This window comes from Pseudarthrobacter sp. RHLT3-21 (genome assembly GCF_059383495.1).
Genome location: NZ_JBWZCI010000012.1, coordinates 44,645 through 65,321, shown reverse-complemented (window position 1 = coordinate 65,321; position 20,677 = coordinate 44,645). Strand labels below are relative to the sequence as shown.

The 20,677-nt window shown below is 66.1% G+C and carries 21 protein-coding genes; 11 read left to right on the top strand and 10 right to left on the bottom strand.

All coding sequences use genetic code 11. The annotated features are described in order from the left end of the window. Positions 1–9 precede the first annotated feature (9 nt). The 5 genes from AC50YA_RS14095 to AC50YA_RS14075 form a co-directional block, all read right to left on the bottom strand. Positions 10–870, bottom strand: a complete 861-nt coding sequence (locus tag AC50YA_RS14095; protein WP_494982892.1) for a 3-hydroxyacyl-CoA dehydrogenase family protein — start codon at positions 868–870, stop codon at positions 10–12. Then, the gene (locus AC50YA_RS14090; protein ID WP_494982891.1) at positions 867–1,673 is read right to left on the bottom strand and encodes an enoyl-CoA hydratase/isomerase family protein; all 807 of its coding nucleotides are present in this window, start codon (positions 1,671–1,673) and stop codon (positions 867–869) included. The genes AC50YA_RS14095 and AC50YA_RS14090 overlap by 4 nt, the downstream gene beginning before the upstream one ends. After that, a complete protein-coding gene (locus tag AC50YA_RS14085; protein ID WP_494982890.1) occupies positions 1,673–2,884 on the bottom strand; it encodes a thiolase family protein in 1,212 nt (403 codons plus the stop codon). The genes AC50YA_RS14090 and AC50YA_RS14085 overlap by 1 nt, the downstream gene beginning before the upstream one ends. A 92-nt stretch (positions 2,885–2,976) precedes the next feature. Then, positions 2,977–3,639, bottom strand: a complete 663-nt coding sequence (locus AC50YA_RS14080; RefSeq protein WP_494982889.1) for a pentapeptide repeat-containing protein — start codon at positions 3,637–3,639, stop codon at positions 2,977–2,979. Further along, positions 3,639–4,097, bottom strand: a complete 459-nt coding sequence (locus AC50YA_RS14075; RefSeq protein WP_494982888.1) for an SRPBCC family protein — start codon at positions 4,095–4,097, stop codon at positions 3,639–3,641. The genes AC50YA_RS14080 and AC50YA_RS14075 overlap by 1 nt, the downstream gene beginning before the upstream one ends. 133 nt (positions 4,098–4,230) lie before the next feature. Here AC50YA_RS14075 and AC50YA_RS14070 point away from each other — a divergent pair, with 133 nt between their 5' ends. Continuing rightward, positions 4,231–4,407 (top strand): CsbD family protein, encoded by a 177-nt coding sequence (locus AC50YA_RS14070; protein ID WP_494982887.1) that lies wholly within the window; start codon positions 4,231–4,233, stop codon positions 4,405–4,407. Between the two features lie 110 nt (positions 4,408–4,517). Beyond that, a complete protein-coding gene (locus AC50YA_RS14065) occupies positions 4,518–5,261 on the top strand; it encodes a dienelactone hydrolase family protein (protein WP_494982886.1) in 744 nt (247 codons plus the stop codon). A gap of 233 nt (positions 5,262–5,494) precedes the next feature. On the opposite strand, the gene AC50YA_RS14060 is transcribed toward AC50YA_RS14065, so the two are convergent. The 5 genes from AC50YA_RS14060 to AC50YA_RS14040 all read right to left on the bottom strand — a co-directional run bounded on the left by AC50YA_RS14060 (position 5,495) and on the right by AC50YA_RS14040 (position 12,239). Further along, the gene (locus tag AC50YA_RS14060; protein ID WP_494982885.1) at positions 5,495–6,955 is read right to left on the bottom strand and encodes an amino acid permease; all 1,461 of its coding nucleotides are present in this window, start codon (positions 6,953–6,955) and stop codon (positions 5,495–5,497) included. Between the two features lie 189 nt (positions 6,956–7,144). Next, a complete protein-coding gene (locus AC50YA_RS14055) occupies positions 7,145–7,498 on the bottom strand; it encodes a Rieske (2Fe-2S) protein (protein WP_494982884.1) in 354 nt (117 codons plus the stop codon). Beyond that, entirely contained in the window at positions 7,495–10,011 is a 2,517-nt protein-coding gene (gene nirB / locus AC50YA_RS14050; RefSeq protein WP_494982883.1) for a nitrite reductase large subunit NirB, read from the bottom strand. The genes AC50YA_RS14055 and nirB overlap by 4 nt, the downstream gene beginning before the upstream one ends. Continuing rightward, positions 10,011–10,358: a molybdopterin oxidoreductase gene (locus AC50YA_RS14045; protein ID WP_494982882.1), complete on the bottom strand. Its 348-nt coding sequence runs from the start codon at positions 10,356–10,358 to the stop codon at positions 10,011–10,013. Before AC50YA_RS14045 ends, nirB begins: the two co-directional genes overlap by 1 nt. A gap of 180 nt (positions 10,359–10,538) precedes the next feature. Beyond that, positions 10,539–12,239, bottom strand: coding sequence for an ABC-F family ATP-binding cassette domain-containing protein (locus AC50YA_RS14040; RefSeq protein WP_494982881.1), 1,701 nt, complete (start codon positions 12,237–12,239; stop codon positions 10,539–10,541). A 220-nt stretch (positions 12,240–12,459) separates the two neighbouring features. Between AC50YA_RS14040 and AC50YA_RS14035 the strand changes: the two genes are divergently transcribed. From AC50YA_RS14035 to AC50YA_RS13995, 9 genes are all read left to right on the top strand, one after another. Continuing rightward, complete coding sequence (locus AC50YA_RS14035) at positions 12,460–12,975, top strand: histidine kinase (RefSeq protein ID WP_494982880.1); 516 nt, start codon at positions 12,460–12,462, stop codon at positions 12,973–12,975. Beyond that, positions 12,975–13,838: a DUF4097 family beta strand repeat-containing protein gene (locus tag AC50YA_RS14030; protein WP_494982879.1), complete on the top strand. Its 864-nt coding sequence runs from the start codon at positions 12,975–12,977 to the stop codon at positions 13,836–13,838. The genes AC50YA_RS14035 and AC50YA_RS14030 overlap by 1 nt, the downstream gene beginning before the upstream one ends. A 125-nt stretch (positions 13,839–13,963) precedes the next feature. Continuing rightward, on the top strand, positions 13,964–14,803 hold the full coding sequence (locus AC50YA_RS14025) for an ATP-binding cassette domain-containing protein (protein ID WP_494982878.1): 840 nt from the start codon (positions 13,964–13,966) through the stop codon (positions 14,801–14,803). After that, positions 14,800–15,645 (top strand): ABC transporter permease, encoded by an 846-nt coding sequence (locus tag AC50YA_RS14020; RefSeq protein ID WP_494982877.1) that lies wholly within the window; start codon positions 14,800–14,802, stop codon positions 15,643–15,645. The genes AC50YA_RS14025 and AC50YA_RS14020 overlap by 4 nt, the downstream gene beginning before the upstream one ends. A gap of 106 nt (positions 15,646–15,751) precedes the next feature. Next, positions 15,752–17,002 carry an Nramp family divalent metal transporter gene (locus AC50YA_RS14015; protein ID WP_494982876.1) on the top strand — a complete coding sequence of 417 codons (1,251 nt, stop codon included), beginning with the start codon at positions 15,752–15,754 and terminating at the stop codon, positions 17,000–17,002. A gap of 132 nt (positions 17,003–17,134) precedes the next feature. After that, a complete protein-coding gene (locus AC50YA_RS14010; protein ID WP_494982875.1) occupies positions 17,135–17,896 on the top strand; it encodes a CPBP family intramembrane glutamic endopeptidase in 762 nt (253 codons plus the stop codon). A gap of 66 nt (positions 17,897–17,962) precedes the next feature. After that, a complete protein-coding gene (locus tag AC50YA_RS14005) occupies positions 17,963–18,415 on the top strand; it encodes a VOC family protein (RefSeq protein WP_494982874.1) in 453 nt (150 codons plus the stop codon). A gap of 9 nt (positions 18,416–18,424) precedes the next feature. Then, positions 18,425–19,396, top strand: a complete 972-nt coding sequence (locus AC50YA_RS14000; RefSeq protein WP_494982873.1) for a 1,4-dihydroxy-2-naphthoyl-CoA synthase — start codon at positions 18,425–18,427, stop codon at positions 19,394–19,396. Positions 19,397–19,456: 60 nt separating this feature from the next. Beyond that, on the top strand, positions 19,457–20,659 hold the full coding sequence (locus AC50YA_RS13995) for an AMP-binding protein (RefSeq protein WP_494982872.1): 1,203 nt from the start codon (positions 19,457–19,459) through the stop codon (positions 20,657–20,659). Positions 20,660–20,677: the final 18 nt, after the last annotated feature.

Sequence of the window (20,677 nt, the reverse complement as noted above, 5' to 3'; positions counted from 1 at the left end):
CCGGAAATCCTACTCAGCCCAGTCGAAGAATCCCTTGCCGGTCTTCCGTCCCAGCTCGCCGCGGGCCACTTTGTCCTTGAGGATCTGCGGCGGTGCGAAGCGTTCCCCCAGAGTGGAATGCAGGTACTCGGCGATGCCCAGCCGCACGTCCAGGCCCACAATGTCCGTGGTTCTCAGCGGGCCCGTGGGATGTTTGTAGCCCAGCACCATGGCGGCGTCGATGTCCGCCGCGGACGCCACCCCTTCCTCCACCATGCGCATGGCCTCCAGCGCGATGGCCACGCCCAGCCGCGACGACGCAAAGCCCGGTGCGTCATTGACGACGACGGCGGTCTTGCCGAGTGCCTCGACCCACCTTTTCGCCGCATCCGCCAGGTCCGGGGACGTCTTCTCGCCGAGCACCACTTCGATGAGGGTGGAGGCGGGGACGGGGTTGAAAAAGTGCAGGCCGAGGAAGTTCTGCGGGCGCTTGAGTTCGCGGGCCAGGCCGTTGACGGACAGGGACGACGTGTTGGAGGCGAGGTACGCGTCCGCGGCCAGGCGCTCCTCAATGCCGCGGAGCGAGGTGACCTTCAGGTCCCACTCTTCGGGAACGGCCTCGACCACCAGCCGGCGGTCCTTGAAGTCGTCGTAGTCCACCGTGACCTCGAGCCGCGACACCATCTCATCCAGGTTGCCGTCGACGGCTCCGCGTTCGATGCTCTTCGCGGCGGCGGATTCCACGCGTTCGCGGGCGGCTTCGGCGGATGCTTCATCGCGCTCCACCACCAGCACGTTGGCCCCGTTGATGAGGAACGCATGGGCGATCCCCGCGCCCATGCGGCCGCCGCCCAGGACGCCGACTGTGGAGGGAAGGTTCGGGTTCGTCATGGTTTCTTCTTCTCAGTTTTCTTGTCGCCGGTTTTCTTGTCGAGAAACGCCTGCATACGGTCAAATTTGGCCTGGGATTCAAAAAGGATCCCCTGCGCCAGCTGGTCAATCAGCGGGTGGGCCTCCGCGGGGGCGTGGAACACAGACTTAGTGATCCGCACGGCCAGCGGGTCCTGGCGGCCGATCCTGTCCGCCAGGTTGTGCGCGGCATCCATCAGGTCCGGTGCCTCGTGGATCTCCGTGATCAGGCTGGCAGCGAGGGCCTCTTCCGCCCGGAGCACCAGGCCCGCGAGCAGGATCTGCTTGGCCAACGGCTCCCCCACCAGCTCTCTTAATCGCCAGCTGGCCCCGGCCGCGGCCAGGATCCCCAGCCCTGTTTCGGGGTTGCCGATCCGGACGCTGGGCGTTCCGATCCGGAAATCCGCCGCGTAGGCGAGCTCGGCGCCGCCACCGAGGCAGTACCCGTCCAGCGCGGCAATGACCGGCATGGGCAGCTTGGCGATCCGGACAAAAATCGTGGAGTTGATGCCCTGCAGCGCGTCGTCCCGCCGGCGCTCGCGCAGCTGGGCGATGTCCGCACCCGAGGCGAAGACGCCGTCGACCCCTGAGATGATCAGGACTTTGGGATTCTGCTCCAGTGCGGCGCAGACGACGTGGAGTTCGTCCACCATCTGCTGATCAATGGCGTTCCGGACCTCGGGGCGATTGAGGAGGACCACCACACGGTCATCCCGCTCCTCGACCAGGAGGGTGCCGAAGTCAAGGGCGCTCAAGTGTCCGTTCGCGCTGTCCGGGGCGGGCATCAGACACGCTCCAGCAGCATCGCGGTGCCCTGGCCCACGCCGATGCACATCGTTGCCAAGCCGATTTTGGCGTCCTCGCGCTCCATCCGGCCCAGCAGCGTGATGGCGATCCGTGACCCGCTGGAACCGAGCGGATGCCCCAGACTGATGGCTCCGCCGTCGTTATTTACGGTGTCCGGGTCCAGGCCAAGCCGGCGCATACTCGCGAGCGACTGCGTGGCGAACGCTTCGTTAAGCTCGACGGCGCCCAGGTCACCAACGCCGAGGCCGCTACGCTTGAGCACTTTCTGCGTCGCCGGGACCGGGCCGATGCCCATGATTTCGGGTTCGCAGCCGGCGGAGGCGCCGTCGATGATCCGGGCGCGCGGTGTCAGGCCGAGCCTTTGGATGGCGGCCTCGGACGCGACAATGATGGCCGAAGCGCCGTCGTTCAGCGTGGACGAGTTCCCGGCCGTGACCACGGAACCGCCCGGGACTACGGGGCGCAGCCCTGCGAGGACCTCCAGGGTGGTGCCGGCGCGCGGGCCTTCATCGGTGTCCACCACGGTTTGTGCCTTGCGGGACTTGACCGTCACCGGGACGATCTCGTCCTTGAACCGGCCCGCGGCGATGGCGGCGAGGGAACGCTTATGGGAGCGGACCGCGAAGGCGTCGGCGTCCTCGCGGCTGATGCCGTCCACGCGGGCCACTTCTTCGGCGGTTTCCGGCATGGAGTAGGTCATCTTGCCGTCCCGCGCCAGCGCGCCCTTCTGGAAGAGCGGGTTGACGAAGCGCCAGCCGATGGACGTATCAAAGATCTGTCCCGGCTTCGCGAACGCTGCGGCCGGCTTCTCCTGGGCCCACGGCGCCCGGCTCATGGACTCTACGCCGCCGGCGATTACCACGTCCGCGGCGCCGGACTTGATCATCTGGCTGGCCTGGATGATGGCGCTCAGCCCCGACGCGCACAGCCGGTTGACCGTGATGCCCGGGATGTGGAGGGGAAGTCCGGCCAGCAGGGTGGCCATCCGGGCGACGTTCCGGTTTTCCTCACCCGCACCGTTGGCGTTGCCGACGATGACTTCCTCGATGCTGTTCGGGTCAAGGCCCGCACGGGACACCGACTCGCGGATCACCAATGCGGCCAGGTCATCGGGCCGGACCGACGACAACGCACCGCCGTACCTGCCCACAGGAGTGCGGACGCCGCCAACAAGAAAAGCCTCGACCATAAGAACAAATCCTTTACGCCAGGGGGCCGGAATCTTCCGGGCCGTCCAGTGACCGCCCTATTTACCGACCGTTCGTTCTATAAAGACTACACTCACAGGACCACGACGCCGAGGTGCCCTGCAAGGAGTGGCGCCAGCAGGCTCAGCTGATAGTCATCGATCACCACGCCGGCCAGGCTCCCGAGGCCGCTGACGGTCCGGAAATCCGTGCCGCGAAGGTCAAAATCCTTCAGCCGCGCACCAGTCAGATCAAGGGTTCCGATGGTGCAGTTCTTCAGCGCCACGCGCGTCCCGGAGGCGGAACCGAGGTCCAGTTCGTTGATGATGCAGTCGCTGATGACGACGTCGGTCAGTTTGGACCCGCGCAGATTGAGGAAGTCCAGTTTGCCGCCGTCGATCCGGACCGACTGCCAGCCGGTCTCATACAGCTCAGCGGAACCCAGCCGCGGATTGTTCAGCTGCACGTCCCGCCACGTGGAGCGGGCGGCCCGGAACACCGGCGCGTACAGCTCGGACAGGATGCAGTCCCGGAAGGTGGCCCCGCGGAGCTGGGTGTCATTGAAGGAGACGCCCTGGAACTCACACTCGGCAAAATCCGTGCCGCTCAGCTCCAGGCCGTCGGCCGCCGCGCTGCTGTACCGGACGCCGTCGTACCTTTCACCACGCTGGAAGTCCGGGGCGGGATCATCCGTGATGTCCTCCAGGCTGACCGGCGAGAGCCGCGGAGCCGTAACCTTCGGTGCCTTCGAGGCCACTAGAGCGATTCCGCTTTGGCCGCAATTTCCGCCAGGTCTTTGGTGAGCGCCTTGCGCGTCATGCTCATGCCCATCTTGCCGAAGAGGGCCATGGTGACCTTGCTGAAGAGTGTGGGCTTGACGACGTCGGCGCCGAAAGTCAGCGTCAGGTCCGTCCCGCCGTCGCGCTCGGCCAGGTTGAAGCGCGACGTGTAATCGGCGCCGCCCTGGAGGGCCTTGACCGTGGTGCTGCGGGGAGGATCAGCCTGCGCCACCCACATCTCCACAGTTTCCGAGCGGCCCATCATGGTCCGCGTTTCCTTCCAGCGCGTCCCCTCGCCGTAGGACCCGTCGCTGAGCATCTGCACGGCGTCGATGCCGGACAGGGTGGCCGCGGAACCCGGGATGTCCGAGATGACCGCCCAGACCTTTTCCGGCGCGGCATTGATGTGCTGGGTCAGGCTTGTACTGTGTTCCATGCATCGAGCCTAGTCCGGGGCACTGACATTCGACAGCAACTGATATCGGGAGCCCCTTGAAATGGTAAGCATGCTTTGTGATATTCTGAAGCGGCATTGTTTGATCCCCTGGAAACGAAAGGCGGCCAGAATCATGGGCCTCGGAGACAAGATCAGTAACGAAGCGGAGCACCTGGGCGGCAAGGCCAAGGAAGCGACCGGCAACGCCACGGACAACGACAAGCTCAAAGCCGAAGGCCAGGCGGATCAGGTCAAGGCTGACACCAAGAAGGTCGGCGAAAACGTCAAGGACACCTTCAAGAAGGACTAGTCCTTCCCAAAGCCGGACGGCGGTGGATTCCCATGGGGGGTCCGCCGCCGTTCTTGTGTCTGCCCACCCCGTCGATGGAGGGGATTGACGGCGCCGGTTACCCTTGGCCCATGACGAATGTGGACCTGAGTGCCCAGAGTGCCGCTTCCGGCGGTTCGCCTTCGCTGGGCGGATATCTCGCCACGCCTTCCGGACCAGGCCCGTTCCCCGCGGTACTGATGATCCACGAAGCCTTCGGCCTGAACGGCCTGGTGCGCGGGCATGCAGACCGGATGGCCCGCGCCGGGTACCTGACGCTGGCGGTGGACCTGTTCAGCGACGGCGGCCCGCGCCGCTGCCTGGTCAGCACCATGCGGAGCATGGTCAGGGGAAGCGGCCGGGCATTCACCGACCTCGCCACCGCCCGGACCTGGCTGGCCACTTCACCGCTGTCCACCGGCAAAACCGGGGTGATCGGCTTCTGCATGGGCGGCGGATTCGCGCTGCTGGTGGCCCGCGACGGCTTCGACGCCGCCTCGGTCAACTATGGCCGCCTGCCCGGCAATCTCGAGGTAGCCCTCCGGGGCGCCTGCCCCATCGTGGCCAACTTCGGCGGGCGGGACCTCACCCTCAAGGGTGCGGCGGACAAGCTCGAGACCGCCCTAGACAAGCTCGGCATCGAAAACAGCGTCAAGGAATTCCCCACCGCAGGCCACGCGTTCCTCAACGAAACCGACCTCGGCCCGGCAGTTTTCCGGCCGCTGATGCGCGTTATGGGCATCGGCCCGGACCCGGAATCTTCCCCCGAAGCCTGGCAGCGGATCGAAGACCACTTCGCCCGGCACCTCAAGAGCGTGGACGCCAACCGGACTTAACCCATCGGTTGCTCCGCAACGGCCCTTTTGAGCGCTCTAAAGGGCGTCTGGGCCCACGCCGGCAGGGTTCCCTGGCCGAGCTTGCGAGGCGAGGGGGCCGGTGGGGAGCAATCGATGGGGTTTCGGCAGGCTCAACCGACGACGACGGCGGGCCGCCCCCGAAAGGGTGACCCGCCGTCGTCGTACTTCTTAGTGTCCGGCCGCAGAGACTCCGGCTGCTGAGGCGAAAAGCCCTAGCAGAAAAGCTCGCTCTTTGGCTCGTTGCGCTTGACCTTCTGCCAGCCCAGCCACAGGACCAGGGCGAAGAACGGGATGGTGGCCAGGGTCCAGAGGCCCAGCATAAACACCTCGCCGGTCTTGCTGGTCATGGTGTCGAAGCCGATCAGCACCGTGATGGCCAGGAGGGCAACCAGGCCGGCCCAGCTGCTCCAGGTTCCGCCGGGCGCGGGCAGGGAGGAGACCTTGCCCTTCTTCTTGCGCAGCGCGATCTGGCTTGCGAAGATGGCGCCCCAGGTGAAGATCACTCCGATCGATGCGGAGTTGAGCGCGAGGTCGAAGGCGTGTGAGCCGCCCAGCCAGATGTTCAGCAGGATGCCCACGAGGTAGACGGCGCCGATGGCCAGGATGGCGGCGTACGGCACGTGGCTCTTGGACATCCGGGTCAGCCACTCCGGAGCATGTCCGTTGTTGGCCATGGTCCGGAAGATCCGGCCGATCGAGTACAGGCCCGAGTTGCAGGAGGACAGCGCGGCGGTGATGACGATCATGTTCATAACATCGCCCATCCAGCCGAGGCCCATCTGCCCGAACACCGTGACGAACGGCGAGGTGCCGGCCACGTACTGGTCCGAGGGCAACAGCATCGCGAGGAGGGTCACGGAACCGACATAGAACACCACAATGCGGAAGACCACGGCGCGGATCGCCTTCGGAACTTCCTTCGCCGGATCCTGCATTTCACCGGCCGTGATGCCGACGAGCTCAATGCCGTTGTAGGCGAATATCACGGCGTTCAGGACCAGGATCATCACCAGCGCACCCTTGGGGAACATTCCGCCTTCGGCCGCGAACAGGTTGTTCACCGAGGCGTTGCCGTCGCCCACATGGGCGTTGGTGACCACCATGAAGGTGCCCACGGCCAGGAAGATCACGATGGCGCCGACTTTGAGGCAGGAGGCCCAGAACTCGAATTCGCCGAACACCTTGACGCTCAGGAGGTTGACGCCCACGAGCAGCAGCAGCGCTGCGATGGCGGACAGTTCAACAGGAACGTTGGGGAAGAAGAACTGGAAGTACAGTCCGATCGCGATGAGTTCGGCGATGCCGGTCATGGCCCAGTTGATGAAATACATCCAGCCGGACAGGTATGCGCCCTTTTTGCCGAACATCTCACCGGCGTAGCTGACGAAGGAACCCGACGTCTGGCGGTACATGATCAGCTCGCCCAGGGCCCGCATCAGCAGGTAGGCGATGACGCCGGCAATGGCGTACGAAAAGATGAGGGCGGGGCCCGTGGAGGCCAGGCGTCCGCCGGCACCCATAAAGAGGCCGACGCCGATGGCGCCGCCCATGGCAATCATGGTGACCTGGCGGCCGCTCAGGGATTTTTTGTAGCCCTCGGCGCTGAGGGTGGAGTCGACAACGACGGATTGCGCCGTCGGGCTCACGAGTTCTGTGGGAGTACTTTGAGGCACAACAATTCCTTGTGGGTAGGGGATTGGCCGGCACCGGAAACTCCGAGTTTTTGTCCAGATAATTCGGGATGATCCCGCATTTGGGGTAATTACGTGGACAAAAACTCTCAGGCGTCGAAGGTTCGCGCGGCCTGTCCATCCTACAAGATGCGAACCGCAGCAAGTGACGCGGGCTACACTCGGGCCCGGTTAAGCCAAACTATTGCCACGTAAGTGGGGATTGTTCAGAACAATGTTCTGTTCAGCATCCTCCTGGACGCTGTACGTGCGCAGAGGTTCGGCGCCCGTGCTGGAGCAGCCCGTTTCCAGGCTGAACGCGTGCTGGTGCAGCGGGCACATCACCACCTGCCGGTCGATGGTGCCGTCCGCGATGGGACCGCCCCGGTGGGGACAGACGGCGGACAGTGCGCGCAGGGTTCCGTCCCTCAGCCGGAAGACCGCCACCTGTTCGCCGTCGACTCCGAAGGCACGCCCCTCGCCAAACGGGATCTGGTCCACGGGGCCCAGGATGTGGCTGATGTTGTTCGAGGCACCGTCGCTCATCGGACCGGCACCTGGGGCAGGACGGTGAGGGGCAGGGAGGTGCGGAACTGGCCCGGGGTGAGCGGATCGTCGCGTTCGCTCCACGGGTCCACGTAGCTGTCCACGGACGCCTGCATCGCTGCGTCCAGTTGCGCGGCGATGCCTTCGGAATCCTCCAGAATTACCGCGCGGAGATGCTCGATGCCCACCCGCGGCACAAAGGCGTAGGTCCGTTCCAGCCAGTTGGCCTGCTCCCGGTAGTACTGCATAAAGCGGCCGGTGAGGAGCTTGACCTCCTCCGGATCGTCCACGGTGGCCAGCAGGTCGCCCTTGCGGATGTGGGCACCGGCCGCTCCCCCGACATAGAGTTCCCAGCGGCCGCCCTCCACAGCCACCACACCCACGTCCTTAACCAGCGATTCCGCGCAGTTCCGCGGGCAACCGGACACAGCCAGCTTCAGCTTGGCCGGCGACTCGATCCCCTGGAACCGGGACTCGATCTCAATGCCCAGCTTCGTGGAATCGCCGGTGCCGTACCGGCAGAAGTCCTTGCCCACACAGGTCTTCACCGTGCGGAAACTCTTGCCGTAGGCGTAGCCCGAGGGCATGTCCAGGTCCGCCCACACCTGCGGCAGGTCCTCCTTGGGGATGCCCAGCAGGTCGATCCGCTGCCCGCCGGTCAGCTTGATCAGGGGCACGTTGTGCTTTTCGGCGACGTCGGCAATCCGGCGCAGCTGCTGCACGGAGGTGACCCCGCCTTTCATCTGCGGGACCACGGAGAACGTGCCGTCGCGCTGGATGTTGGCGTGCACGCGGTCGTTGATGAAACGGGCGTCGCGTTCGTCGAGATACCGGTCCGCGAGCATCATTTTCAGCAGCGAGGCCAGGCCCATTTTGGATTTCGCGTCCTCCGCGCTGCCGGGGGCCAACGCCGTGAACACCTGGGACACGGAGCGCAGGCCCAGCTTCCGGATGGCGGCCATCAGGGCCGGCTTGTCCAGCGGAATCCCGGGCACGTAGTAGCTGGCCGCCGCGTCCTCCTCCACGGCGCCGTCCGCGGCCCACTCCACCACCTGCATGACCAGGAGTTTGCAGGAACCGCAGCCCTTGCCCGCCCGGGTGGCGTCCATCGCGCCGGAAACCGAGGTGCAGCCGCCCTTCACGGCGTCCACCAGATCCTTCTTGCTGACGCCGTTGCAGTTGCAGACCTGGGCGCCGTCGTCGAGCTCGGCCACACCCACGTCCCCACCCGGCCCGCCGACGTCGAACATCAGCGCGATCCGCTCCTCCGGCAGCGGCAGCCCGCGGTCGTAGGCCTGCGTCAGGTAGGCCACCTTGCGGCTGTCGCCCAGGAGGGTGGCGCCCACCATCTTGTTGTCGCGGACCACGATGGACTTGAACACGCCGCGGCTGGGCTCCGAGAAGACGATGTGCTCGTCCGTGTCGAGCTCGGGCCCGTGCAGTCCCATGGATGCCACGTCGACGCCGGCAACCTTCAGCTTGGTGGCGGTCCGTGAGCCGAGGTAGGCCGCGGACGTATCGGCGCCGGTCACGTGGTTGGCAAGCACCACGGCCTGTTCCCACAGCGGCGCCACCAGCCCGTAGACCTCGCCGCGGTGCTGGACGCACTCCCCCACGGCGTAGATATCGTCTTCGTCCTGGACCCGGAGCCTGTCATCCACCACGATGGCCCGCTCCACCGGCAGCCCGCTCAGCACAGCCACGTCCACGTTCGGCCGGATCCCCGCGGCCACCACCACCATGTCGCAGGCGATGTCCTCGCGGTCCCGGAGACTGACGCCGCTGACCTTGTCCATCCCGAGGACTGCTGTGGTGCGGCTGGACGTGTGCACGCGGATGCCCAGGGCCTCCACGCTCCTGCGCAGCACCGCGCCGCCGTCGGGCCCCATCTGCGCGTTCATGAGATGCCCGCCCGAGTGGACCACCTCCACCTCGATACCGTGGCTTTTCAGTCCGTAGGCCGCCTCCAGGCCCAGCAGGCCGCCGCCGATCACCACGGCGCGGCGGTGGTGCTCCTGCTGCAAGTGCTGGACCATTCTGCGGGTGTCGTCGATGGTGCGGAACCCGAAGACGCCGGGTTTCACGGACCCGCCCGGAGTGTACAGACCGTCCATCGGCGGCATGTGGGAGCGGCTCCCGGTGGCGATAATGAGGGTGTCGTAGGGCGTCACGCGGCCGTCGTTGGAAAAGACGTGCTTGCTGAACTTGTCGATCCGGTCAACACGGACCCCGGAGTGGAGGGTGATGCTGTTCTCGCGGTACCAGGGCAGGGCGTTCAGAAAGATGTCGGCGTCGCTTTCCTCGCCGGAGAGGACGTGGCTGAGCATGATCCGGTTGTAGTTGCCGTACGGCTCGTCGCCGAACATGGTGATGGAGAACTGATCAGCGCCGCCGCGGGCCAGGATCTCCTCCACCGCCCGGGCGCCCGCCATCCCGTTGCCCACCACCACCAGACGACGGCGGGGCGCTGCGTCCAGGTGCCTCCCCTGCGGCTGGTCCAGCACGCTGGTCATCAGTGCTCCACCATGCCCAGATCGACCACCACGGATCCCCCAACACCATCCGGGGCGGCGAGATAGAGCTCCACTACCGAGCCGCCGTCGATGTCCTCCACCACCCGCAGCGGCACATGGACCTCGCTCTTCGCGCCGATGGGGAAGTAACGCATGGGCACCCCGTTCCGCATCAGCACCACCGTGATGAGTTCACCGCTGGAATTGCCGCCCCGGAAGTAGAGCGTCTGGTTGATGACACCGCCCGGAACGTAGTGCGACAGTTCACTGTGGATGGGGACGGGTTTTTCCAGCCCGGTGCCCACAAACGGGAAGATGCCCTGCAGGAAAAGGTTCTTGGTGATCACGGACAGATCCTTTCGGCCGGCGGGAAGACTGGCATAGGCCTATCTTCCGCCGCCGATGTTTCCGCCTGCCGGTCGGTGCGTAACGATCCTTTTACGCAAAACTCACCGTTGCCCGGGTCCCGCTGGGCTGCGGAACCGTCGAAACGGGCACGGGCAGTCGGGGCACCGGGAGGCGTTGCATCAGGCCGGGGCCAGCACGCCCTTGTCCATCGAGTACCGGATCCAGCGGCCGGATTCGTCCGTGCGCGAGTTCTCGCTCTTCTTCGCACACCGTGCAAACCAGTCCCGGAGGGCGCGGTCGTGGCTGACCATAACCAGGGTCCCGGTGAAGCCGGCGAGCGCCTCCTCCAGCTGCTCCACCAGGACCGGAGCCAGGTGGTTGGTGGGCTCATCCACAATCAGGGTGCCATAGCCGCCCAGCAGCAGCCGGGCCAGGGCAAGCCTGCGCTGCTGGCCCGCGGACAGGCTGCCCACCGGGACGTGGAACTCGCTGGTGCGGAACAGCCCCAGGCGCAGGAGTGCCTCGGCGTGCTCATCAATGTTGCCGCCGAGGCCGGCCGCGAAGGCCGGGAGCAGGCGGAGGGTGGGCCGTTGCGGCAGTTCGAGTTCCTGCTGTAGGTAGCCGATCCGCGCCGGCCGCTGCACTAATCCTTCGGCGGGCTCCAACGTTCCTGCCAGCACGGAGAGCAGAGTGGATTTGCCGGCGCCGTTGGGGCCGGTGATGAGGATCTTCTCGCCCGTGCGTGCCGCGAAATCCGTGACGCCGAGCCGACCAGGAACACTGACGCCGCGGCCAACGAGGACAGCAGACGCCGCTAAACGGGAGTCCCCGGTTGCCGCAGGCGCCGCAGACAGAGCCTCAGGATCCACGGCGAGCTCCGCCGCAAGCCGCAGCGGCACCGGCGGGCGGTCAATGGGGCTCGCTTCCAGCCGCCGGAGCCGTTCCTGCGCATTGCGGACCTTGCTGCTCGCCGCTTTCTGCCAGGTGCCGGCCTTGAAGTCGAAGCCCACCTTGTCATTGTCGCGCTGGCGGGCGTAGCCCATTTTTCCGGCCACGGTGTCCGCCTGCCGCTGCTCGGCGTCCATCGCATCGATCCACTCGTGGTACTGCTGGACCCAGCGCTGGCGTTCGGCGGCCTTCTCGCGGAGGTAGCCATCGTAACCGTTGCCGTAGCGGGTCACGGCCCGGCGCTCGGCATCAACCTCAATCACGGTGCTGGCCACTTTGCGCAGCAGCACACGGTCGTGGGACACCACCACCACCGTCCCGCGATGGGCAGCCAGCCGGTCCTCCAACCAGGCGGTTCCCCGGGCATCGAGGTGGTTGGTGGGCTCATCCAGCAGCAGGATGTCCGCCGGATCGGCCAGGACGCAGGCCAGCGCCACGCGTTCCTGCTCGCCGCCGGAGAGCGATCCCAGCGTCCGCTTCCGGTCCAGGCCACCCAGGCCCAGCCGGTCCAGGGCCGCCTCCACCCGGGATTCCGCGGCGTAGCCCTCGCGCAGCTGGTACTCGGTCTGCAGCCGGCCATAGGTTTCCAGCTCGTCGTCCTCGGCATCGGCGAGGCCGGCCTCCAGCCGGTCAAGCTCGGCTTCGAGGCCGCGGAGTGAGGCGAGTGAAGCGTCGACGGCGGCCCCCACGGTGAAGGAATCGGGCAGGCCGTGCGTTTGGGCAAGGTAGCCAACGCGACCGTGGCTGGCCGCAGTTCCTTCGTCGGGCGCTTCCAGCCCGGCCAGGATCCGGAGCAGCGTGGATTTGCCGGCCCCGTTTTCGCCGACGATGGCAACATGCTCGCCGGCCGTGATGACCAGGCCGATTCCGTCCAGCAGCTGCCGGTCGCCGTAGCCGTGGGAGACGCCGGAAAGGTTCAGGTGTTCAGTCAAGACAAGTCCTCGCAAGATTCCGCAGTGTGGCCGCCGGAACTGGTGCTCGACGGCGGCCCTGGATTCGGGAGACAGTCCGGCATTGACGGGCTGCTGCTCAGGACTTCATCGCTCCAGCCTGCCCGCCGGAAGTCCCAGCGTCAAGCCGGGACACCACAAGTGACACCATAAGTCGCCATAAGGTATTGACGTGACACCATCATGACGTCAGACTGGTGTCATGCAGCTCAACCAGTACGTATCAGCCGTCCAGCATCAGCTGGGCGTCGCCGCCGAAGCCGGTGGCCCTGAGGCCCGGAAGCTCAGCGAACGCCTCACGGCCGCGCTTGAGTCCACCGTCCGGCTCGTCCTCCTCGAAGCCCTCTCCGACGCCGCCAGCGAGATCACCCTCGAACTGGCCCCGGCGTCGGTGGAAGTTCGGCTCCGGGGCCGCGATCCGGAGTTTGTGGTCACCAGCCCGCCCGCCGCCAGCGACTTCGAAGCAGTGACAGAACGGTCCATCCAGCCTGCCCGGCAGGCCCCGGAAGAGTTCGACGGCGCCAGCACCTCCCGCACGACGCTCCGCCTTCCGGATCACCTCAAGCAGCAGGTTGAAGAGGCCGCCGGCCTTGAAGGCCTGTCCGTAAACTCCTGGCTGATCCGGGCAGTCGCGGACGCCCTCAACGGCAGCCAATCCACTCAGCGGACCATTCGCCGCGATCCGGGCGAGCAGAACTTCACAGGATGGGCACGCTGATGACAACCTTCGAGACCCCCCAACCAATCGCCGTCGCGGTGGACGTGTCCGTCCGTGCCGACATTCTGATTGTCGCCGGCAACCGCACCGACACCGTGGTGAACGTCCGGCCCCGCGATGCAACCCGGGCCCTGGACATCAAGGTGGCCGAGCAGACCACCGTGGACTATACGGATGGACGCCTGCAGGTACGGCTGCGTCCCCAGCGCCGCCACAGCTGGTTCGGCGACGGCGGCGCCGTGGACATCACCGTTGACGCGCCCATCGGCTGCAGCCTGGAGTTGAAGTCCGGCATGGGCGACCTCCGCTGCGAGGGCGAATTCAGCTCCGCCGAACTGAAGACGGACATGGGCCACGTCCACCTCGATCACTGCACCGAGCTCCGGGTCCACACGGGCATGGGCGATGTGACGGTGGAACGCGTCGCGGGGCGGGCCGAGATCAAGACCGGCTCGGGCAAGATCCGGATCCGGGAAATCGACGGGACCGCCAGCGTTAAGAACGGCAACGGCAGCACGTACATCGTGGATGCCGCCGGTGAACTCAAGGTCAGTGCCGCCAACGGGGACGTCTCCGTTGAACGGGCCGGCGACACCACCACCATCAGGGCCTCCAACGGCGACATCACGGTCGGCGAGGTGGCCCGCGGAACCCTCACCCTCCAGACCGCCGCAGGTTCATTGGCCATCGGCGTCCGCGAAGGCAGCGCCGCGTGGCTGGACCTCAGCACCAAGTACGGGCGCGTCCGCAACGGACTCGACGCCACCACCGGGCCAGGCGAGACGGACGCCAAAGTGGAGATCCGCGCCCGCAGCGCCTACGGCGACATCACCGTGCGGCGCTCCCCCGTTCCCACCAGGTAAGAAACGACACCAGGAAAAACCAAGCAAAGGAAAAGTCATGGCAAGCACCCAAGCGGCCATCACCGTGGCCGGGCTGCGCAAGGCATACGGCAGCAAACAAGTCCTCGACGGCGTCGACACTCACCGTGCCGACCGGAACCGTCTTTGCCCTTCTGGGCCCCAACGGAGCCGGCAAGACCACCATCGTCCATATCCTCTCCACCCTGATCCGCGCCGACGGCGGGGAGACTGCGGTCGTCCGCCAGGCCGATGAGGTGCGCGGCAAGATCGGCCTGACCGGTCAGTTCTCGGCCGTGGACGGCCTGCTCACCGGCGAGGAGAACCTGGCGTTGATGGGCAGGCTACGGCACCACCCTGCGGCCGAGGTCAAGCGCCGCACCGCAGAACTCCTCGAAAAGTTCGACCTCGTGGAGGCGGCCAACAAGCCCCTGGCCACCTATTCGGGCGGTATGCAACGCCGCCTGGACCTGGCCATGACCCTCATGGGCGATCCCGAGATCATCTTCCTGGACGAGCCCACCACCGGCCTGGATCCGCGCAGCCGCCGCACCATGTGGGAGATCATCCGGAGCCTGGTTGCCCGTGGCGTCACCATTTTCCTCACCACCCAGTACCTGGACGAAGCCGACCAGCTGGCGGACAGGATCGCGGTGCTGGATCAAGGCAGGATCGTCGCCGAAGGCACTCCGGCCGAACTGAAGCGGCTGGTCCCCGGCGGGCACATCCGCCTCACCTTCGGCGACCTGGACGCCTTGGAGCGGGCCGCCGTCGTACTCGACGTAGAAGGCCGCGACGACGATTCCCTCACCCTGGACGTTGCCGGCGACGACGGCATCCGGTCCTTGAAGGACGTGCTGGACCGCCTGGCGCGCGCCTCGATCGAAGTGGCCGACCTGTCCGCCCAAACACCCAACCTTGACGATGTCTTCCTCGCCCTCACCAGCCAGAAAGAGAACGTACGATGAGCACCCTCAGCTATGCAGCGGCCGACGCGACCACCATGCTGCGCCGGAACCTCAAGCACGTGCAGCGCTATCCCTCGATCCCGCTGTTCGTCGCCGGGACACCCATCATCTTCCTGCCGCTCTTCGTCTACGTCCTGGGCGGGACCCTGGGCTCAGGTTTGGGCGGCACGCGGGATGACTACCTGGCCTACATCGTCCCGGGCGTCCTGATGCTGACCCTCACCGGCGGGGCGACGGGCACCGCAATCTCGGTGTCCACGGACATGACGGAGGGCATCGTTGCACGCTTCCGGACCATGGCGATCTCCAAGGGCGCAGTGCTCACAGGCCACGTCCTAGGCAGCCTCATCCAAACGATGGCCGCCATGCTGCTGGTGGGCGCCGTGGCTGTGCTGATCGGCTTCCGGCCGACTGGTCCGCCGGCGGGCTGGCTCGGGGCCCTGGGTGTCCTCACGCTCATCGCGTTCTCCGTGACGTGGCTGTCCGTGGCCATGGGCATCAACGCCAAGCGTGGAAACGGCCAGCAACCAGCCCATGATCCTGTTGCTGATGCCGTTCCTTGGCAGCGGTTTCGTGCCCACGGATTCCATGCCGGGCGTCCTGCGCTGGTTCGCCGATGTGCAGCCGTTCACCCCCTTCATCGAAACTCTGCGCGGACTCCTGATGGGCACGCCCGTGGAGGCTGGCACGATGCTCGCGACGTTCATCTGGTGCGCAGTCATCAGCGTAGGCGGGTACGTGTGGGCGCTGTGGCTGTACAACCCCAAGTCCGTCCGGGCCTAGCAAAAGCAACGCGGGGTCACTCACGGCCTATGTTTCCTCTGGGAATGGGCCGTGAGTGACCCCGCGTTGGTGCACGTTCCATGGGAGTCCGAAACAAATGTTTTCGGTATGCCTAAATTAAGCTATCTTGGTGATATCAGTTTGCCCCCGATGATGAGGACCATGATGGCTATTCCCACACTTCAGGCGCGGCCAGCAACGGGGCGGCGGTGGTCACGTCTACTGCTGATGGGGCCCGCGTTTGTTGCCGCCATTGCCTACGTGGATCCCGGAAACGTTGCCGCTAACCTGACGGCCGGTGCCAGCTACGGGTACTTGCTGGTCTGGGTTCTGGTGGCCGCGAACGCCATGGCCGTTCTGGTGCAGTATCAGTCTGCGAAGCTAGGTTTGGCAACGGGTCTGAGCCTTCCCGAGATTATGGGCAAGCGCCTGGGCAACGGGCGCCGGCGCTTGTATTGGGCCCAGGCTGAAGTTGTGGCAGGGGCAACGGACATGGCCGAAGTTATCGGCGGTGCGGTGGCGCTGAACCTGCTGTTCGGGCTGCCGTTGTTGGCCGGTGGCATCATTATCGGCCTTGCGTCGATGCTGCTGCTGGCGCTGCAGTCCGCTCGCGGCCAAAAGTCTTTCGAGTACGCGATACTCATCCTTCTGGGCGTGATCGCCGTGGGCTTTGTGTCGGGGCTTTTCGTGAACCCACCGGATGCCGGAAGTGCCATAAATGGCCTGATTCCCCGGTTTGAGGGTACGGACACGGTCCTCTTGGCGGCCAGCATGCTCGGGGCAACAGTGATGCCGCACGCCATCTACCTGCATTCAGCGCTGGCCAGGGACAGGCATGGCTTCTCGGAGGATCCTGCCGTCCGGACACGACTCATAAGGGCTACCCGATTTGACGTTGCTGGGGCCCTGATGCTCGCCGGCGTAGTCAATATCGCGATGCTCCTGCTGGCCGCGTCCAGCCTTCGGGGCATCGAAGGAACGGATACCATTGCCGGTGCCCACGCCGCTGTCAGTTCTGCCCTCGGTCCGGTGATTGGTGTGGTGTTCGCAATCGGGCTGCTGGCTTCCGGCCTTGCCTCAACCTCTGTCGGCTGCTACGCAGGTGCCACAATCATGGGCGGGCTACTGAAGGTCCGGGTGCCGCTGTTGACCCGCCGTGTAATCACCCTGATCCCGGCCCTGGTGGTTCTCGGCGCCGGGATCGAGCCGACGCTGGCCCTGGTTCTGAGCCAGGTCCTGCTCAGCTTCGGTATCCCCTTCGCCCTGATCCCGCTGATCCGACTCACCGGTAAGCGCGACGTAATGGGCATCCACGCGGACTCAATGCCGCTGAAGATCGCAGGCTGGACCAGCGCGGCGCTGATCGTTGTCCTGAACTGCGTCCTGATCGCCCTCACCATCACGGGCCAAACCTGACGGAACCCGCACACAGGGACCTACCGCCCGCCCGCCGCCCCCGTTGCTCTATCACTTTTGGTCGCTTTGCCCCCGGTTTGGGGACCAAAAGTGATAGGGCAACGGCGGGAAGTGGGGAGCTAGGCTGAACGGATGGCCACCACACACCGGAAACCACCCGCACCGCAGCCCGAGCTGTACCGGTTTTCCACCCTTGATTTCACCGCCGTCGGCTTTTATGTGGCCGTGGCCGGGCTCTTTGCCGTGGCCGGGGAACTGCTGGCACCGTTTATCCGCCAGCTTGCCCCCAGCCCGGCCGCGGCGTCGTACGCACTGAACCTCATCTTCTATGGCTCGATCGGGATACTGGCGCTGGCCGCCGCCCGCCGGGTGGTGGCCCGGGACCTGCGCGTACTGGCCACACGCCCGTGGTTCACCCTGCTGGTGGTGCCCGCGGCGGTGGTGGCCATGATGATCCTCACGGCCGTTGTGGTGGCGGCCGGCGGCGGGGTAGAGACCTCCGCGAACCAGGCCGGACTACAGGCTCTGATGCAACAGGTCCCCGCCTGGCTAATTGTCCCGGTCCTGGTGGTGGTGGGCCCGTTTGTGGAGGAGTACATCTTCCGGCACCTGCTGATCGGCAAGCTCAGCCGCCGGCTCAACATCTGGCTGTGCTGCGCCCTGTCCGTGGTCCTCTTTGCCGGCATCCACATCGCGGGCCAGGAAGCCATCACGCTCAGTGCGCTGCTCCCCTACCTGGCCATGGGCGCCACGCTGGTCTTTGTCTACGTGTGGACCGGGAAGAACCTGATGTTCTCCTATTTGGTGCACGCGGCGAAGAACCTGCTGGCGGTCATCTTCATCTACGCCATCCCGCCCGAGCTCTTCGAGCAGCTGCAGCAGGTCCAGCCCTGACAGGTGGTCAACCCAATCAACGCGGGGGGACTATCGCCCAGCCACCCGCCGTCGTATTTTGGTGTGATGGGACTGAACATCCAGATCGTCGTGGACAGCAAGAACCCGCATGAGCTCGCCGACTGGTGGGCGGAAACCTTGGACTGGGCCGTTGAGCCACAGGACGAGAGCTTCATCCGTTCCATGGTCAGCCAGGGCTACGCCACGGACGCCGAGACGTTGGTCCATAAGGGCAAACTCGTGTGGAGGACAGGACAGGCAATCCGCCCGGTCGAAGAACTCGAGGCCAAGGCACCTGCCCGCCGCATCCTGTTCCAGACGGTGCCGGAGGGAAAGGCCGTCAAGAACCGCGTCCACTGGGACGTGCGCCTGGATGGCCGGGACAAGGATGACGTCCGGAAGGAACTCGAAGCCCGCGGCGCCAGCTTCCTGTGGACGGCTGGCCAGGGCCCGCTCGAATGGCACACCATGGCCGATCCGGAGGGCAACGAGTTCTGCATCAGCAGAGCCGATTACTAGACTTGTCCGGTGAGCAACCAAATTCCCGCCAAGGTGTCCGACGTCTTTGACCCCACCCGCTGGCGCACCGTGTCCGGTTTTGACGACTTCCAGGACATGACGTACCACCGGCAGGTTGAGCGCGTCTCCACAACCGGACCAACCGGCACAGAAAACGTCACCCGGGACCTGCCCACCGTCCGCATCGCCTTCAACCGCCCGGAAGTCCGCAACGCCTTCCGCCCCGGCACCGTGGACGAGCTCTACCGCGCGATGGACCACGCCCGCATGACCCCGGACGTCGCCACTGTCCTGCTCACCGGCAACGGCCCCTCCCCCAAGGACGGCGGACACAGCTTCTGCTCCGGCGGGGACCAGCGCATCCGCGGCCGGGACGGGTACCGCTATGCCGATGGCGAGACCCAGGAAACTATCGATCCCGCCCGCGCCGGACGGCTCCACATCCTTGAGGTCCAGCGGCTCATGCGGACCATGCCCAAGGTGGTCATCGCGGTGGTGAACGGCTGGGCTGCCGGCGGCGGGCACTCCCTGCACGTGGTCTCGGACCTCACCATCGCCTCCCGCCAGCACGGCAAGTTCAAGCAGACGGACGCCACGGTGGGAAGCTTCGACGCCGGTTACGGCTCGGCGCTACTGGCCCGCCAGATCGGCCAGAAGTCCGCCCGGGAAATCTTCTTCCTGGCCCGCGAGTACTCCGCGGAGGACATGGTCCGCCTGGGCGCCGTCAATGAGGCCGTGGACCACGAGCTCCTCGAAGATGTGGCCCTGGAATACGCCGCGGACATCGCCCGGCAGTCGCCGCAGGCCATCCGCATGCTGAAATTCGCGTTCAACCTTGCCGACGACGGCCTGGCCGGCCAGCAGGTCTTCGCCGGCGAAGCCACACGCCTGGCCTACATGACGGACGAGGCGGTGGAAGGAAAGGAAGCGTTCCTGGAGAAACGGGACCCGGACTGGTCCCGCTTCCCGCACTACTTCTAGGCACCACTTTCAAGCCGGCCGGCCTCCAGGCTCCGGCTGACTTCAAAGGCAGGACGGCACATGAATCTCGGAACGCAGACCATCGGTCCCACGGACATCGACCCGGTGCTCAAAGCCCTGGCCGCCGCCCTCCACGGCGAGGGACCCGCCGTGGAACTTTCCGTGGGCCCGGACGGCGAACTGATGGTAGGTCACACCGAGACGCCCGGCTGCGATGACGCGGTGGCGGTGGTCCGCACGTCCGGCTCGACGGGCGCGCCGAAGGCCACCATCCTGACCGTCGAGGCGCTGGCGGCCTCATCCATGGCCACAGCCCTGGCGCTCAAGGGCGAGGGCCAGTGGCTCCTGGCGCTGCCCGTGCAGTACGTGGCCGGCGTTCAGGTCCTGGTGCGGTCGCTGTTCGCCGGCACCCGGCCGTGGGTCATGGACCTTTCCGGCGGCTTCACCCCTGAGGCCTTCACGGCCGGCGCCCTGGAACTGACCGACAAGTTCCGTTTCACCTCGCTGGTGCCCACACAGCTCCAACGCCTCCTGGAGGCGCCGTCGCCGGAGACCCTGGCCGTCCTGCGTCGGTTCAACGGCATCCTGCTGGGCGGCGCACCGGCGTCGGCCGGGCTGCTGGACGCTGCCCGCGAGGCCGGCGTCCGGGTCATCACCACGTACGGGTCCGCCGAAACCTGCGGCGGCTGCGTGTACGACGGCGTGCCGCTGGAAGGTGTCCAGGTCCGGGTGGCGGAGGACGGCCGTATCCTGCTGGGCGGCGATACCGTGGCCGCCGGGTACCTGGATACGCCTGAAGCTACAGACACGTTCTACGAGGAAGACGGCGTCCGCTGGTACCGCACCAACGACCTCGGCACGCTGGACGCGGACGGCCGCCTCACCGTGCTGGGCCGCGCCGACGACGTCATCATCACCGGCGGTATCAAGGTCTCCGCCGCGCATGTGCAGGAAGAGCTGGAAAAATCCGACGGCGTCGCGGCGGCTTTTGTGGCGGGCGTCCCGTCCACGGAATGGGGCCAGGCCGTGGCCGCCTATGTTGCCCTCGACGGCGCTGCAACGGGCTCAGCAGCGGAATCAGGTGCCGCCGGCACCCCCACCGGGGATCACGCCGTCGTACTTGAAGAGGAATGGCACCGGCGGCTGGGCCTCCTGGCGCCGAAAACCGTACTGGCCGCCCCGGAACTCCTGATGCTTCCCAACGGCAAGCCGGACCGCCTGGCGATGATCGAGCGGCTCAACGCGCTGCATCAGGGAAAGTAGAGTAGACCTGCACCGGCG

Excerpts from the sequence above, each read along its gene's own strand:
- AC50YA_RS14095 (WP_494982892.1), bottom strand. The coding sequence starts at position 870 with ATGACGAACCCGAACCTTCCCTCCACAGTCGGCGTCCTGGGCGGCGGC.
- AC50YA_RS14090 (WP_494982891.1), bottom strand. The coding sequence starts at position 1,673 with ATGCCCGCCCCGGACAGCGCGAACGGACACTTGAGCGCCCTTGACTTC.
- AC50YA_RS14085 (WP_494982890.1), bottom strand. The coding sequence starts at position 2,884 with ATGGTCGAGGCTTTTCTTGTTGGCGGCGTCCGCACTCCTGTGGGCAGG.
- AC50YA_RS14075 (WP_494982888.1), bottom strand. The coding sequence starts at position 4,097 with ATGGAACACAGTACAAGCCTGACCCAGCACATCAATGCCGCGCCGGAA.
- AC50YA_RS14070 (WP_494982887.1), top strand. The coding sequence starts at position 4,231 with ATGGGCCTCGGAGACAAGATCAGTAACGAAGCGGAGCACCTGGGCGGC.
- AC50YA_RS14065 (WP_494982886.1), top strand. The coding sequence starts at position 4,518 with ATGACGAATGTGGACCTGAGTGCCCAGAGTGCCGCTTCCGGCGGTTCG.
- AC50YA_RS14055 (WP_494982884.1), bottom strand. The coding sequence starts at position 7,498 with ATGAGCGACGGTGCCTCGAACAACATCAGCCACATCCTGGGCCCCGTG.
- nirB (WP_494982883.1), bottom strand. The coding sequence starts at position 10,011 with ATGACCAGCGTGCTGGACCAGCCGCAGGGGAGGCACCTGGACGCAGCG.
- AC50YA_RS14035 (WP_494982880.1), top strand. The coding sequence starts at position 12,460 with ATGCAGCTCAACCAGTACGTATCAGCCGTCCAGCATCAGCTGGGCGTC.
- AC50YA_RS14030 (WP_494982879.1), top strand. The coding sequence starts at position 12,975 with ATGACAACCTTCGAGACCCCCCAACCAATCGCCGTCGCGGTGGACGTG.
- AC50YA_RS14020 (WP_494982877.1), top strand. The coding sequence starts at position 14,800 with ATGAGCACCCTCAGCTATGCAGCGGCCGACGCGACCACCATGCTGCGC.
- AC50YA_RS14015 (WP_494982876.1), top strand. The coding sequence starts at position 15,752 with ATGGCTATTCCCACACTTCAGGCGCGGCCAGCAACGGGGCGGCGGTGG.
- AC50YA_RS14010 (WP_494982875.1), top strand. The coding sequence starts at position 17,135 with ATGGCCACCACACACCGGAAACCACCCGCACCGCAGCCCGAGCTGTAC.
- AC50YA_RS14005 (WP_494982874.1), top strand. The coding sequence starts at position 17,963 with ATGGGACTGAACATCCAGATCGTCGTGGACAGCAAGAACCCGCATGAG.
- AC50YA_RS13995 (WP_494982872.1), top strand. The coding sequence starts at position 19,457 with ATGAATCTCGGAACGCAGACCATCGGTCCCACGGACATCGACCCGGTG.